Source organism: Streptomyces sp. NTD91 (genome assembly GCF_059510455.1).
Map to the genome: position 1 here is coordinate 95,986 of NZ_JCAJZW010000014.1, position 14,686 is coordinate 110,671.

Below are 14,686 nucleotides of genomic sequence, written 5' to 3' on the forward strand. Positions count from 1 at the left end.
ATGACGAAGATCGACACGAGCGGCCCGGAGCGGGTGCCGCCCACCCCGTCCCACACGGTCGGCCCCTTCTACGGCTACGCCCTACCCTTCCGCGGCGGCGAGGAGATCGCCCCGCTCGGCCACCCGGACACCGTCACCGTGCACGGGTACGTCCTCGACGGCGCGGGCGAGCCGCTGCCGGACGCGCTCGTCGAGCTGTGGGGTCCGCACCCCGACGGCACGGTCCCGCAGGTGGACGGCTCCCTCCGGCGCGATCCGGCCACCGGCGGCCATCTCGGCCGCAACGGCGTGGAGTTCACCGGCTGGGGCCGGATCCAGACCGACGCCGACGGTCACTGGTACGCCCGCACGCTGCGCCCCGGCGCACGGGGCCGGGGCGCGCCGTACCTCAGCGTCTGTGTCCTCGCCCGCGGCCTGCTCGTACACCTGTTCACCCGGATCTATCTGCCGGGCGACGAGGCCGCGCTCGCCGCCGACCCGCTGCTCACCCGGGTGGGTGACCGGCGCGGCACGCTGATCGCCACCGAGGAGGACGCGGGCACCTACCGTTTCGACATCCGCCTCCAGGGCGAAGGCGAGACGGTCTTCCTGGAGTACCAGTGACATCCGACGACAGGCACGGCGACACCGGGCTGCTCGCCCCGGGGTGGGCCGGCTCCCCGGCTGCCGACGCGACCGGTGACAGCGCGTGTCTGCGGGCCCTGCTGGACGCCGAGGCCGCCCTCACCCGGGCCCAGGCCGCGCTCGGCCTCGCCCCGGCCGAGGCCGCCGGGGCGGTGACCGGGGCCGCCGACCCCGCCCGCTTCGACGTGCGCTCCCTCGCCGAACGCGCCCGCGGCGGCGGCAACCCGGTCATCCCCCTCGTCGCCGATCTCACCGCCGCCGTGGGGGAGCCGTACGGACCGTATGTGCACCGGGGCGCGACCAGCCAGGACATCCTGGACACCGCACTCATGCTGGTCGCCGCGCGCACCCTGGACCTGGTCCGCGCCGACCTCGACCGCACCGGACGTGCGCTGGCGGACCTGTCCGACGCACACCGGGACACGCCGATGCCGGGCCGCACCCTCACCCAGCACGCGGTGCCGACGACCTTCGGCCTGAAGGCGGCGGGCTGGCGGTCGCTGGTCCTCGACGCCCGGGACCGCATCACCGCGGTACGCCGGGCACTTCCCGCACAACTGGGCGGTGCCGCCGGAACGCTGGCCGCCTTCGAGGCGTACGGCGCCGGGGATCCGGTGGCGCTGACGGAGACCTACGCACGTGAAGTCGGCCTGGTCGCACCGCCGTTGCCCTGGCACACCCTGCGCACCCCCGTCGCCGACCTGGCCGGCTGTCTGGCGTTCACCGCGGGCGCCCTGGGCAGGATCGGCGAGGACGTGCTCACCCTGTCGCGCACCGAGATCGGCGAGCTGACCGAGGGCAGCGGCGGGGGTTCGTCCGCCATGCCGCACAAGGCCAACCCCGTGCGCTCCACGCTCCTCGCGGCCGCGGCCCGGCGCGCCCCGCAGCTCGCGGCCACCCTGTACGGCTGTGTCGCCGCCGGCGACGAACGGCCGGCCGGGGCCTGGCACGCCGAGTGGGAGCCGCTGCGCGACCTGCTCCGGCTGATCGGCGGTGCGGCACGGGACGCGGCCGAGCTCGCCGGGGGCCTGCGCGTGAACGCCGACGCCATGCGCCGGAATCTGGACCTGACCCGTGGACTGATCGTCTCCGAGCGGCTCTCCGCCGTCCTGGCGCCCCGGCTCGGCCGTGCCCGGGCCAAGGAGCTGCTCACCGCACTCGCCCACCGCACCCATGCCGAGCACCGCTCGCTCGGCGAACTCCTCGCCGAGCAACCCGGACTGGACGACCTGGACCTGGCCGCCCTCACCGACCCCGCTCGCTACACCGGCTTCGCCGGTGCCCTCACCGACCGTGCCCTGGAGCGACGTTGACCGGGAAACTCCTCAACCACCGGGCCGAGGGTTCCGCTTCGGCTCCCGCGCTGCTGCTCGGACCCTCGCTCGGCACCTCGTACGCCCTGTGGGACGCGGTCGCGCCCGAGTTGTCGGCCGGCCACCGCGTGGTGCGCTGGGACCTGCCGGGACACGGCGGTTCCGCGCCGGAGCTGATCGGGCCGGGCGCGAGTGTCGGCGACCTCGCGGCGCTGGTGCTGGACCTCGCCGACGCGCTCGGCATCGACCGGTTCGGCTACGCGGGTGTCTCCCTCGGCGGCGCGGTCGGCCTGCACCTTGCCGTGCACCACCCCGACCGGCTGACCTCCCTGGCGGTCATCTGTTCCTCCGCCCACTTCGGTGGCGGGGCGCCCTGGCGGGAGCGAGCTGAGCGGGTGCGCCGAGAGGGCATGGAGTGGCTGGTGGAGAGCGCCGACGCACGCTGGTTCACCCCCGGGTTCACCGTGCCGAGACTGGTCCGGGACCACCGGGAGGCCGATCCCGGGGCGTACGCCGCCTGCTGCGACGCGCTCGCCGCGTTCGACCTGCGCGACCGGCTCGGTGCCATCGCCGTACCGACGCTGCTCGTGGCGGGCAAGCAGGATCCCGCGACACCGCCCACGCATCTGCGGGAGATCGCGGACGCGGTGCCCGGCTCGACGCTGGTGGAGCTGCCCGGCGCCTCCCATCTGGCGCCGGCCGAGTGCCCGCGGGCCGTGCTGGCGGCGCTGCGCACCCAGTTCGGCGGGTCGCCGGCGAGCGGACTGGCGGTGCGCCGGGAGGTGCTGGGCGACGCGCACGTGGACCGGGCGCAGTCCCGCCAGACCCCGTTCACCGCCCGGTTCCAGGACTTCATCTCCCGCTACGCCTGGGGCGAGATCTGGACCGATCCGACACTGTCCCGGCGCGAGCGCAGCATGGTCACACTGACCGCGCTGGTCGCCCACGGGCACTACGACGAGCTGGCGATGCACGTCCGGGCGGCGCGACGCAACGGGCTCACCCCGGAGGAGATCGGCGCGGTGCTGCTGCAGACCGCCGTGTACTGCGGCGTGCCGGCCGCCAACTCCGCGTTCGCGACGGCCCAGCGGGTCCTCGCCGCGCTGGAGGAGGAAGGGCCGGAAGGAGAACGGGAGGAGCGGCAGGCGCAGGGCGGAGGGTGACCCTGCTGGTCGTAGCTTCGGCGGCACCTCCCTCACGGCCCCGGGCCGCGCCTAGGGTGGAACCATGTCCACCATTGTGATCACCGGCGCCACCTCCGGACTCGGCCGGTACGTCGCCTTCGAACTGGTCCGCTCCGGCCATGTCGTCCTCGCGCACGGCCGGGACCGGGACCGCACCGAGCGGCTGGTCGCGGAGCTGCGCACCGAGGGCGAGGCCGAGGGGTTCGTCGCCGATCTGGCGCGTCTCGCCGAGGTGCGCGAGCTGGGCGCGCGGGTCGCCGAGGCCCGTCCCGACGTCGACGTGCTGATCAACAACGCCGGGGTGGGCGGCGGCACGCCCGGTTCCGGGCGGGAGCTGAGCGACGACGGGCACGAGCTGAGGCTCGCCGTGAACTATCTCGCGCCCGTCGTCCTCACCCGGTCCCTGCTGCCGGTCCTGCGGGCCGGCGCGCCGGCCCGGATCGTGAACGTGGGCTCCGCCGGTCAGGAACCCCTCGACTTCACCGACCCGGAGCTGACCCGCGGCTACACCGGGATGTCGGCGTACTGCCGCAGCAAGTTCGCCCTCGCCGCGCACACCTTCACGCTCGCCGAGGAACTCTCGGGCAGCGGGGTGTCGGTGAACGTGCTGCACCCGGCCACCTTCATGGACACCGCGATGGTCCGCGAGAGCGGGATCGGCCCGTGGAACTCGGTCGCCGACGGCGCACCCGGCGTGCTGGCCCTGGCCACGGAGGAGTCGGGCAGCGGAGGTTACTTCGACGGGACGCGGCGGGCACGGGCGCACGAGGAGACGTACGACCCGGAGGTGCGCAAGCGACTGGCGGCCGTCACGGAGCAGTTGCTGACGATGTGAGAGCTGCCGTACGGAGTCGACGGCATACGACCGGCGCCCCGGCGGCACGGGACGGCAGGCCGGGCCGCGCTGCTCCGCGGCGGGCGGCGCGACCGGATTCCGGCGCCCGCGCACCGTCGCCTTCCGGCTGAATGCCGGCGCCCGCACCCAGCCGGCGGTCGACCGGATGCCGACGCCTGCCCTCGCTCGGTATACAGCCACCGGTCGACGGAACACGGCGCACTGCGTACGGTCGGCGGCCTACCGCAGCCCCCGCTCCGTCTCCAGCGCCTGCCTCGCCCGGGCCACGAGTCCTTCCGCGCCGCAGGCCCGGGCGAGGTCCAGGCCGCGGGTGAGTTCCGTGACGGAGCGGGCGGCGATGCCGTACTCGACGCGGGCCGCCGCGTGTTCGTACTGGCAGGGTGAGGATTCCAGGTAGGTGACGGCCTGTCCGGCGAGCTGGACGGCGCGGCTGCCCGTCTCCAGGGCGGCGGCGCAGCGCAGGGCCTCACCCATGGCGGTGTCGGTGCCGAAGCGTTCGGCCTGCCGGCGGGCGTCGGCCGCGAGCTGGGCGGCGCGTTCCGGGTGCTGTCCGGCGAGCGCCTTGGCGAGGTCGATGGACCACGGGGAGAGGACCGGGTTGTGGCCGCCGCGTGAGGCGGCGGTCTTCTCGGCGGCCTCCAGTTCGTGGATGCCGTCCTCGGTGCGGCCGACCGCGAGCAGCAGCCGGCCGCGCACGCAGCGGATGTCGGGCAGCACGATCGTGGACGGGTAGGGCGGTGCGAAACCGTACTCCTCGGCGATCGACCAGGCCTCGTCGGTCCGGCCGCGGGCCAGCAGGGTGTCGACCAGTCCGCAGGTCGCCGACCAGTACAGCGGCAGACGGCGGCCGACCCGTTCGGCGAGGACCAGGGCCTCGCGCAGGGTGGACTCGGCGTCACGCAGTCGGCCCCGCCTGCGGTGGGCGAGCCCGAGGAAGGCGTTGGCCAGGGAGAGGTGGCCGCCGCGCCAGCCGGCGGTGGTGTAGACGCGCAGCGCCTCGGCGAAGAGGCTCTCGGCGCGGTCGAGCCGGTCTGCGTAGGCGTACGCGCTGCCGAGCATCATCAGCAGCTCGATGCCCCACTCGGGGTCGGTCCAGCCGAGACCGGCGGCGAGGCGGCCGTCGACGAGGGCGCGGTCGCACAGTTCCAGCACCTCCTCGGCGCTCTCGCCGTGGACCATGGCGTCGAAGCCGCGCAGGATGAGCAGGGCGCGTTCGGAGTTGTCGCGGCCGTTGCAGGTGTTCGCGAGTTCGGCGAGGAGCCGGGAGCGGGCCGGGGAGACGGTCTCGCCGTGGATGCCCTCCCACATGCACTGCACGGCCTGCAGCCGCATCCGCACGGGGCCCGGTTCGTGCCGGGCGGCCTCGGCCTCGACCGTGTGGACGGCCTCCTCCAACTGGTCGTTGTGGAGGAGCGCCTGGGAGAGCCGGACCACCGCGTCGACCCGGCGTTCGGGATCGAGGCCCGGCATGCCGAGGGCGTGCCGGAGGTGTTCGACGGTGACGGCGGGCGCGGTGAGCAGGGTGGCGCAGCCCAGTTCGTACAGGACGTGGGCGTGGACCTCGGGGAGCGGCGGTTCCCGCAGCGCGCGTTCGAGGCAGGTGCGGGCGGCGTCGGGCGCGCCGACGGCAAGGTGTTCGCGGGCGGCCTCGCGCAGCTGCTCGACGAGTTCCTCGTCGCCGTCGGGATGCACCTTCAGCAGGTGCCGGGCGGCCTGGGCGGCGCCGCGTTCCAGCTCGGTGACGATCTGGGCGGCGACGCCGTGCATGGCGGTGCACACGCCGGACGGGACGGAGTCGTAGACGGCGCCGGCGATGAGCGGGTGGGCGAACTCCAGCTCGCCGTCCTCGCGCCCGGGGCCGGACGCGGTGAGGATGCGGGCGGCGCACAGCAGACCGGCGCAGTGCCGGGCGACGGACTCGTCCATGGTGGCGAGGCGGGCGACCATGTCGACGGTGATGCCGGTGCCGAGGATGGCGGCCGCCCAGGCGAACCGGGTGGCCTCCAGGCCGAGTCCCTTGATCCGGTCGACGAGTCCGCCGCCGCGTGCGGCGCGGTTCAGGGCGCGCAGTTCGCCGGCCCTCGCCTCGACCGGCCGCACCTCGCCGTCCCGCACCTTGGCGAGGAGCTCGGTGGTCTCGTAGGGGTTGCCCGCGGTGACGGCCCAGACCTCGCGGCAGAACGCGTCGTCGGCGTGCCGGCCGAGGGTGGCGCGGGTGAGTGCGGCGGCGGCGTCGGGGGTGAGGGCCCTCAGGTTGCCGACGGGACGGTACGCGGCGGCGGCCACCGCGTCGAGGTGGCGGGCGCTGTCGCCGCCGACGCCGCCGGGGCGGCGGGCGACCACGACCAGGACGGAGAGGTCGTCCAGGCGCTCGGCGAACGCGGCGAGCCAGCGCAGGGTCTCCTGGTCGGCCCGGTGCGCGTCGTCGACCAGCAGCACCAGCGGCCACTCGCGGCGGGCGAGCCGGCGTACGGCGGCGACCAGGCCGTCGCACACGTACTGCGGGTCGGCGCTGCCCTCCTGCGGGTCCGCTATGCCGAGCGCGGGACCGGCGATGTCGTACCAGTCGCCGAGGTACTCGCGGGCCTCCTCGGGACCTGAGGACAGCAGGGCGGGCTGGAGCAGCTGCCGGACCACGTGGAACGGGACGGACCGCAGGGTCTCGGCGCCGCGGGCGGACCACACCGTGCAGCCGCGGCGTTCGGCGGTGCGGCGGATCTCGCCCAGCAGAGCCGTCTTGCCGATTCCCGCTTCGCCGCGGAAGAGCAGCAGACTGCCCGTGGACGACTGGTCGTCGCACAGGAGGTCGAGTGCCCGCGCGACGGCGGCGAGTTCCGCGTCCCGCTCCCACAGGGAAGCCGGGGCAGCCGCCGACGGGCGTCCCTCCGTCATCCCGTTCCCTCCCCAGGTCGCCCGAACGACGTACAGGCCCGAGCGTAGCCCTCCGGTGAGACGCGTGGTGACCGCACGGGGCAGCTGCTGCCCCGGCGGGTGAAAGCGGGTGCGGCTGGGCGACGTTCGGCCGGGCCGGGTGCCTGTTCGGCAGCGGAGGGCGCCGGCCGGGGCGGGGCGCGGGCCCGCGAGAGCACCTCGGTGGGGGTGGTCCGGACGTGCCGGGGCCGGCCGGGCGGACAAGGGTACCGAGGGGTGCGGCCGTGGATAGCCGTGGAGAAGAATCCCGGTGGTGAAATGTCCGGTCCGGTCGCTTGGCGGCGGATCCTCTCATCCCACTTTCACCGATGCCTCATACGGTGGGGTCATGACGCAGGTGACTCCCCCCGGGTGGTACCCCGACCCCGGGCAGACGAACGACGGCCCGCCCACCGAGCGCTGGTGGGACGGCAAGGCCTGGACGGACCTGACCCGCCTCGCGGGCACGGCCGCCGCCTGGGGTCCCCCGCCGCAGCCCCCGGCGGCCGGCGCATCGCAGCAGGCACCGCCGGCGGCGCCCTCGGCGGCGCCGGCCTACGGCGCGCAGCCCGGCCATCCGGCGTATCCGCCCTACCCCGCACCGCCCCCGGCCGGGTCACGGCGCGGGGTGCGCACCGGTATAGCCGTGGCGGTTGCGGCCGCAGTGCTGGTGAGCATCGGGGTCGGCACGTGGGCCCTCACCAAGGGCACCGGCAGCCGCGGCGCCGACCGGGCGGGGTCCCGGCAGGGGGCGGCGGGCGGACCGGACGGCGGTCGGGGCGGGCCGGGCGGTGGCTTCGGCGGGCCGGGCGGGTCCGGCGGATCGGGGGGCTTCGGCGGCCAGGGCGGCTCCGGTGGCGCCTCGCCGTCGCCGAACCAGTCCGAGGCGCCCAAGGTGCCGGGTGGCGGCACGGTCCCGGACCAGGTCAACGGCATCAGCCTGCCGGTGCCGCAGGGCTGGACCGGGCAGGCGCTCAGCGTCGGCGCGCAGGTGACCTCCGACGACTCCTACAAGTGCCCGGGCGACTCCTCGCAGACCTGCACCTCGGGCGGCGCCTACTCGGCTCCGGCGCAGGCGCTGGGCACCGAGGGCGACACGGCCGAGGAGGTCGCCAAGGCGGACATCGCGGCCAACGCCAAGGAGTCCTACGGCGGGACCACCTACGGAAGCATCACCTCGCATCAGGTGCTGGGCTCCGGCGCGGTGACGGTGGCGGGGCAGAAGGGCTACATGGTGCGCTGGAAGGCGGTCACCAGCAAGGGCGCCGACGGCTATGTGGAGTCGGTCGCCTTTCCCTCGCCCGACGACGCCAAGCGGCTCGTGGTGGTGCGCCTCGGCATCGACGTCGGGCAGAAGACGTCGGTGATCGACGACATCCTCAAGGGGATCAAGGTCTCGTCCGGCGACGGCAGCGGCCAGGACGTCTGACCCTCCCGGCCCGGAAAACCCGCGCCCGGACACGTGCGGCCGGGCGGGGCACCCCTCCGCTCAAGAGGTGCCCCACCCGGCCGGGGGTGCGCGCCGCCCCCGTCCCCACGGTGCGGCGCGGACAGGTCACCGTTCCGTCATCCCGTGAACGGCGGCCTGGGCTCGGGTCGGTCCTGGTCCCGCGGCGGCCTCTCGGCCAGTCCCAGCGCGGGCAGCACGACGGCCTCCACGAACCGGCTCAGATAGTCGGAGTCGGCGTACTCGCCGCAGAGCACCGGCCGCACGCGCAGTACGCCGAACATCATGGCCGGGACGAACTCCAGCGCCGGATGACCGGGCCTGATCTCGCCCCGGTCGACGCCTCGCGCGAGGATCTCCTGCAGCGCCGCGATCTCGGGGGTCACCAGCGCCTCGCGCAACGCCTGGGCCAGTTCGTGGTCGGCGGTCACGGCGGGTCCCAGCGCCTGCAGCAGCCTGGTGTCCTTGCCGGACCAGTCCCCCGCGGCCCGAGCGGCCCGGCGCAGGTCCTCGGCGACCGATCCGGTGTCGATGCCGGCGAACCGCACCCGGCGGCTGGCGCGCAGTGCGGCGGCGACGAACTGGGGCTTGGTCTTCCACTGCCGGTACAGCGTGGACTTGCTGCACCGGGTGCTGGCGGCGACGCCCTCCATGGTGACGGACTCGTAACCGCACTCGCGGATCTGGTCCAGCACGGCGTCGAAGAACTCCCGCTCACGCTCCGGCGTGATCTTGGAGCGGCGCGAGGCGACGACCGTCTCCGGTCCGTCCGCGGCCTGCGACGTCATGCGCTGCTTCCTCTCACTCGTGTCCGGCAACTCCGGCCCGCTGAAGCTTCGTTCGAGCCGGGCTCGAGCCGGGCTTCCGACCCTGTGGTTCCAGTGTGTCGCACATCAATCGATACGCCAGTGTACCGGTACTCAGTCGTATCGGTACACTTCCGTATCGGTACATGGGCGTATCGGTACATTGGCGTATCGATGAGCCCCGTCCACCGCGGGGTCCGTCCGCACCACCACAGCACACCGTCAGCGAAGGGGCCGGGGGATGACTGCCCGAACCGAGCCTGCAGAGGCAGCACCGGAGCCGCCGGACGCGACCGAGCGCCCGGCACTCATACGTGAGCTTCTACTGGTCGCGGGGCTCTTCCTCGTCTACAAGCTCGGCCGGCAACTGGCCACGGGGCACACCTCGGAGGCCCTGCACAACGCCCACCGCGTGTGGCACCTGGAGCGGACACTGCACCTCCCGCACGAGAACGCGATGCAGTCCGTACTGCTGCACGGCAGCACCCTCGTGCATCTCGCCAACACCTACTACGCCACCGTCCACTTCCCGGCGACGCTGGCCTTCCTCGTCTGGCTGTACCTCAGGCGCCCCGCGCAGTACGTGTGGGCGCGCCGGGTCCTCGCGGTCCTCACCACGGTCGCTCTGGCGCTGCCTTTCACGTTCCCCCTGGCCCCGCCGCGGATGCTGGCCGGCACCGGCCTGGAGGACACCGCGCGGATCTACGGCCCCGACGTGTACGGCCCGCCCTCCAGCGACCACCTGTCCAACCAGTTCGCGGCGATGCCGTCGCTGCACTTCGGCTGGGCGCTGATGGTGGCGATCGGCCTGATCGTGGCCACGCGGACCCGCCGGCGCTGGCTGTGGCTGCTGCACCCGCTGATCACCCTGCTGGTGATCGTGGGCACCGCGAACCACTACTGGCTCGACGCGATCGCCGCCGCCGCCATGCTGGGCGTCGTCCTCGTGGTGATCCGCCCACCGCACCGGACGGACACCACGACCGGAAGCGGTACTGCCCGGCCCGCGCGGCGCGAGGCCGTCCTGGCGGGAGCGGGCCGATGAGCGCCGCCGTGATCGCCGTCGCCCTGTCCCTCGTCTCCGCCGTCGCCTACGCGCTCGCCGCCGTCGCCCAGGAACGCCTGGCCTCCCGCACCACCGGCGCCGGTCTGCTGCAGCTGCTCGGCACGGGCGCCTGGTGGTCGGCGGTCGGCCTGAACGCGGGTGCCGCGCTGCTGCACGTCGTCGCCCTCAGGTACGGTCCGCTCACCCTGGTCCAGCCGCTGGGCGCACTCACCCTGGTGGCGGCCGTACCGCTCGGCGCGCGGGCGGCCGGGCGCCGGGTCAGCACGTCGGAGTGGCGCGGTACGGCGCTGACTCTGACCGGGCTCGCCGCGCTGCTCGTCACCGCCTCCGGTCCGGCACCCGCGCGGGTGCTGTCGCTCACCGAGGCGCTGGCCGTCGCCGGTACGACGGCGGCCGCGATCGGCATGCTCTCCTGGCCCGGCGCCCGGCCCGGGCTCCGCCACGCGACGGCGTCCGGGGTCGCCTCCGGTGTCGCCTCGGCGCTCACCCAGACGGTGACCGTGGCGGCCACCGAGCCCACGGGCCCGCTGCTGAGCACCGAGGTGATCGTGGGCGCCGTGCTCGTCGCCGCGTTCGCCGTCGGCGGCCTGCTGCTGTCGCAGACCGCCTACCGCGGCGGACTCGGCGCCCCGCTGGCCCTGGTCACCCTCGCCAACCCGGTGGCCGCCGCGGTCATCGGCCTCACCCTGCTCGGCCAGGGCCTCCGGGGCGGCGCGGCCGGCGTCCTGCTGGCCCTCGCCGGTGCGGGTCTGGCGTCCTGGGGCGTGGTACTGCTCACCCGGGTCGCGCCGGAGCCGGTGCGACCCGAGGAGGATCACCCCGTCGCCCGGGTGCTGGCCCTGCAACCGGACACGGCGGCGGCCGAACCGGCCCTGGTACCGCGGCAACCGGAACAGCCCGGACATCTCACGGTGCTCTGACGCCCGGGGCTCCCGAACGCGCCGGAGCGACCGGCGAACCCGGTCCCGCGCCTGCACCTGAGCCGCGGTCACCGGATCACTCCGGGTGGGCCAGTGCTTCCTTCTGCAGCTGCACGGCCGCCAGCAGGCTCAGCCCCGGCTCGGCCCGGCGCAGTGCCTTCACCGCCGCGACCGAGGCGATGTCCCCGTCGAAGCCCACAGCGGCCAGCCGGGACCGGGTCCAGCGGGCGCGCACCTGCCCCTCGGTGGCGGCCGCGGTCGACTCGACGAGTGTCACGGCACGTTCCAGGCCCGGGCGCTCCCCGGGCGATGCCTCGGCCAGCACCGCCCGCAGCGCGGCGGCGACCACGTCCGCGTCCCGGACGACCGGCACGACGTCGTGTTTCCTGTTCAGTCCCGGGAAAATCGCCATGGAGATCATGCTGGCCGCCGGACCCTTGAGCGGCAAGGGATTTGAGGTTCTTCAGAGGCGCCCTCGAGGACGACGGGCCCCGCGCACGGCGACGGCGGCCGGTGCCCGCCACCCGTGCGCGCGCCGGCCGCCGTCGCCGACTCCGTGTGTTGCGTTCTCCCCCGTCGGGGCCCGCTCAGTTCCAGCCCCGCGAGTCCTGCTTGAGGGCGGTGTCGACGGTCAGGGCCGTCGCGACCACGAGACTCAGCAGGGGCTCGGGCAGCTGGTAGTGGATCTGCAGGACGTAGTTGTCCGCGGTCGTGAAGAGCGTCTTGGCGAGGCCCTCCCAGGTCTTGGTGATCCGGGCGACCTCGTTGTCCGCGTGGTCGACGATCGCGAAGTTCCACGCCCGCCAGTTCTCCGCCTTGATCGCGCCGACCTGCCGACCGTTGGCGTTCATCGCGAAGTTGATCTTCCCGATCATGTTCTGCTGGACGATCTCGCCGACCTGCGAGCCGTCCGGACGGGACACGATCACCCGGGACTTGAAGAACTTCGCGGGCCGGGTCAGCAGCAGCTGCGGCCGACCGTAGGCGTCACGGATCTCCAGCTTGTGGGTCATGAACTGGTCGAGGCTGGAGACGAAGCGCAGGGTCTTCTTCAGCGCGCCCTGCCCGACCTCGGTGACCGAGCCGATCTCCCGGCCGTTCTGGTCCATGACCTTGTACTCGTTGGTCAGCTCGATCAGCTTGGCCTTCTGGTTCACGACCAGGACGGGCTCGGTGAAGAGCGTGCCGCCGCCGGGTCCGCCGGCCGCGACCCCGGCCTGCTGCTGCACCTGGCGCTGCACCTTGGGGTCGGCGGTCTGCGCCTGCGGGGCGCCGTACTGCTGGGGCGCGGGCTCCTGCTGCGGCACCTGACCGGCGGCCTGCTGCGCCGGGTTGGTGTGCTGGGTCCACTGCGCGCCGTCCCAGTAGCGGAGCGTCTGCGGCGCTCCGTGCGGATCCGGGTACCAGCCTGCCGGAGTGTTCGATTGCGTGGTCACCGGGGCACACTACCTCGATATGACCGGTACCTGACCAGTCCGCACGGAGCGGTCCTCATCGCCCGTTCACTCCGCGGCGATGGCCGGGTCGCTGACGCCGGGGCGGCCGTTGTCGACATGGCCGGCGAAGCCGCGCAGGAAGTCCGGGTCGGCCTCGCAGGTGACCGTCACGTCGTACCAGCGCCTGGTCGCGGTGAGGTCCACGGCGTGCCGGACGGTCGCGCCGGGCCGGACGCTCACGGTGACCGAGTGGCCGCCGTACCCGCTGACGACCTTCAGCTTCACGGTGCCGGTCCCCTTGTTGGTGAAGGTGAGTTCCAGGTGGTCGCCCGCCGGCCGGGCCGTCACCTCCGGGCCCGCCGCCTCTCCCTTGCCCTTGAACAGGCGCAGGAAGCCGTTCGGGCCGTGCACGGCGAGGTCGTGCACGCCGCCGGAGTAGGCCGACCTCCAGGTGTCGGACAGCGACACGCCGGCCGCGGTGGTGTAGGTCCAGGGGCCGTCGGAGCGGTTGCCCGAGGTCACCAGGAAGGCCGCGCCCTTGTGCGCCCCCGAGGCGAACGTGAGCGTGAGGGTGCCGGCCGAGGGGTCCGCGGAACCGTCCACCACCGGGGCGTACTTGAGCGGACGGGTGGGCCGGCTGCCGCGCTCCTGCCTGGGCAGGGCGGGGTGGGCGGGCGGCTTGGGCACGTAGTCGGGGTGGCGGTTGCGGTCCGGCGGTTCGTAGCCGGCCGTGGACGGCAGCGCGACCGGCTCGGTGTCCGTGCGCGAGAAGTCGAAGGCGCTGGTCAGGTCGCCGACGACGGCACGGCGCCAGGGCGAGATGTTCGGCTCGTGGACACCGAAGCGGCGCTCGATGAACCGGATGATCGAGGTGTGGTCGAAGGTCTCCGAGCAGACGTAACCACCCTTGCTCCATGGGGATACGACCAGCATCGGCACGCGCTGGCCGAGCCCGTAGGGGCCGGCGTCATGACTCGCGTCGCCCTTGTACAGGTCGAGCGAGGCGTCCACCGTCGACCTGCCCCGGGCGTCCGAGGCCGGCGGGAACGGCGGTATGACGTGGTCGAAGAAGCCGTCGTTCTCGTCGTAGGTGATGAGCAGTGCGGTCCTCCCCCACACCTCGGGGTCGGAGGTGAGCGCGTCCAGGACCTGGGAGACGTACCAGGCGCCGTAGTTGGCGGGCCAGTTGGGGTGCTCGGTGAAGGCCTCGGGGGCGACGATCCAGGAGACCTGCGGCAGCTTGCCGGCCTTCACGTCGGCCTTCAACCGGTCGAAGAAGCCCTCGCCCCTGCGGGCGTCGGTGCCGGTGCGGGCCTTGTCGTACAGCGGGTCGCCCGGCTCGGCGTCACGGTACCGGTCGAAGTACAGCAGGGAGTTGTCGCCGTAGTTGCCGCGGTAGGCGTCCTCGATCCAGCCCCAGCCGCCCGCTGCGTCCAGACCGTCGCCGACGTCCTGGTAGATCTTCCAGGAGACCCCGGCCTTCTCCAGGCGCTCGGGGTACGTCGTCCAGCCGTAGCCCTTCTCGTCGTTGCCGAGGACCGGGCCGCCGCCCTGGCCGTCGTTGCCGACGTACCCGGTCCACATGTAGTAGCGGTTCGGGTCGGTGGAGCCCATGAACGAGCAGTGGTAGGCGTCACAGATGGTGAAGGCGTCGGCGAGCGCGTAGTGGAACGGTATGTCCTTGCGGGTCAGGTACGCCATGGTGGTGGTGCCCTTGGCCGGCACCCACTTGTCGTACGTGCCCCCGTTGAAGGCGGCGTGCGTGTCCTGCCAGCCGTGCGGCAGGTCCTGGATGAAGGCCAGACCCAGGTCGTCGGCGTCGGGGTGGAAGGGCAGGATGTCCTTGGTGCCGTCGGACTGGTTCCAGACGGACCTGCCGTTCTGCGAGACGGACCGGGGGTCGCCGAAGCCGCGGACGCCTCGGAGCGTGCCGAAGTAGTGGTCGAAGGATCGATTCTCCTGCATGAGGACGACGATGTGCTCGACGTCCTGGACCGTCCCGGTGCGGTGGTGCGCGGGCAGCGCGGCGGCGCGCTGGATGCTGTTGGACAGCGCGGTGAACGCCGTGGTGGCTCCCGCGAGTTGGAGGAAGCGGCGCCGGTTGACTTCGGGCATGGGTCTGAG

12 protein-coding genes are annotated in these 14,686 nt (G+C 73.7%); 7 read left to right on the forward strand and 5 right to left on the reverse strand.

Annotated elements, in window-relative coordinates; genetic code table 11:
* The 4 genes from pcaG (at position 1) to AC5WRT_RS17180 (ending at position 3,956) form a co-directional block, all read left to right on the forward strand.
* Positions 1 to 603 (forward strand): protocatechuate 3,4-dioxygenase subunit alpha, encoded by a 603-nt coding sequence (gene pcaG / locus AC5WRT_RS17165; RefSeq protein ID WP_496094280.1) that lies wholly within the window; start codon positions 1 to 3, stop codon positions 601 to 603.
* Entirely contained in the window at positions 600 to 1,937 is a 1,338-nt protein-coding gene (gene pcaB / locus AC5WRT_RS17170; protein WP_496094279.1) for a 3-carboxy-cis,cis-muconate cycloisomerase, read from the forward strand. Before pcaG ends, pcaB begins: the two co-directional genes overlap by 4 nt.
* A complete protein-coding gene (pcaDC, locus tag AC5WRT_RS17175) occupies positions 1,934 to 3,100 on the forward strand; it encodes a bifunctional 3-oxoadipate enol-lactonase/4-carboxymuconolactone decarboxylase PcaDC (protein WP_496094278.1) in 1,167 nt (388 codons plus the stop codon). Before pcaB ends, pcaDC begins: the two co-directional genes overlap by 4 nt.
* A gap of 64 nt (positions 3,101 to 3,164) precedes the next feature.
* Positions 3,165 to 3,956 (forward strand): SDR family NAD(P)-dependent oxidoreductase, encoded by a 792-nt coding sequence (locus AC5WRT_RS17180; protein ID WP_496094277.1) that lies wholly within the window; start codon positions 3,165 to 3,167, stop codon positions 3,954 to 3,956.
* 240 nt (positions 3,957 to 4,196) lie between these two features.
* On the opposite strand, the gene AC5WRT_RS17185 is transcribed toward AC5WRT_RS17180, so the two are convergent.
* Entirely contained in the window at positions 4,197 to 6,869 is a 2,673-nt protein-coding gene (locus tag AC5WRT_RS17185; protein WP_496094276.1) for an ATP-binding protein, read from the reverse strand.
* Positions 6,870 to 7,236: 367 nt separating this feature from the next.
* On the opposite strand from AC5WRT_RS17185, the gene AC5WRT_RS17190 reads away from it, so the two are divergent.
* Complete coding sequence (locus AC5WRT_RS17190) at positions 7,237 to 8,316, forward strand: DUF2510 domain-containing protein (protein ID WP_496094275.1); 1,080 nt, start codon at positions 7,237 to 7,239, stop codon at positions 8,314 to 8,316.
* 137 nt (positions 8,317 to 8,453) lie between these two features.
* Here AC5WRT_RS17190 and AC5WRT_RS17195 read toward each other — a convergent pair whose 3' ends face one another.
* Positions 8,454 to 9,122 carry a TetR/AcrR family transcriptional regulator gene (locus tag AC5WRT_RS17195; RefSeq protein WP_496094274.1) on the reverse strand — a complete coding sequence of 223 codons (669 nt, stop codon included), beginning with the start codon at positions 9,120 to 9,122 and terminating at the stop codon, positions 8,454 to 8,456.
* 259 nt (positions 9,123 to 9,381) lie between these two features.
* On the opposite strand from AC5WRT_RS17195, the gene AC5WRT_RS17200 reads away from it, so the two are divergent.
* Both AC5WRT_RS17200 and AC5WRT_RS17205 read left to right on the forward strand, forming a co-directional pair.
* Complete coding sequence (locus AC5WRT_RS17200) at positions 9,382 to 10,185, forward strand: phosphatase PAP2 family protein (RefSeq protein WP_496094273.1); 804 nt, start codon at positions 9,382 to 9,384, stop codon at positions 10,183 to 10,185.
* Positions 10,182 to 11,126 (forward strand): DMT family protein, encoded by a 945-nt coding sequence (locus AC5WRT_RS17205; protein WP_496094272.1) that lies wholly within the window; start codon positions 10,182 to 10,184, stop codon positions 11,124 to 11,126. The genes AC5WRT_RS17200 and AC5WRT_RS17205 overlap by 4 nt, the downstream gene beginning before the upstream one ends.
* A gap of 76 nt (positions 11,127 to 11,202) precedes the next feature.
* Here the strand turns inward: AC5WRT_RS17205 and AC5WRT_RS17210 are convergent, their stop codons facing one another.
* The 3 genes from AC5WRT_RS17210 to AC5WRT_RS17220 all read right to left on the reverse strand — a co-directional run bounded on the left by AC5WRT_RS17210 (position 11,203) and on the right by AC5WRT_RS17220 (position 14,677).
* Positions 11,203 to 11,538 (reverse strand): hypothetical protein, encoded by a 336-nt coding sequence (locus AC5WRT_RS17210; protein ID WP_496094271.1) that lies wholly within the window; start codon positions 11,536 to 11,538, stop codon positions 11,203 to 11,205.
* A gap of 175 nt (positions 11,539 to 11,713) precedes the next feature.
* Positions 11,714 to 12,562: an LURP-one-related family protein gene (locus AC5WRT_RS17215; RefSeq protein WP_496094270.1), complete on the reverse strand. Its 849-nt coding sequence runs from the start codon at positions 12,560 to 12,562 to the stop codon at positions 11,714 to 11,716.
* A 66-nt stretch (positions 12,563 to 12,628) separates the two neighbouring features.
* Positions 12,629 to 14,677, reverse strand: a complete 2,049-nt coding sequence (locus tag AC5WRT_RS17220; RefSeq protein ID WP_496094269.1) for a phosphocholine-specific phospholipase C — start codon at positions 14,675 to 14,677, stop codon at positions 12,629 to 12,631.
* Between the last annotated feature and the right edge of the window lie 9 nt (positions 14,678 to 14,686).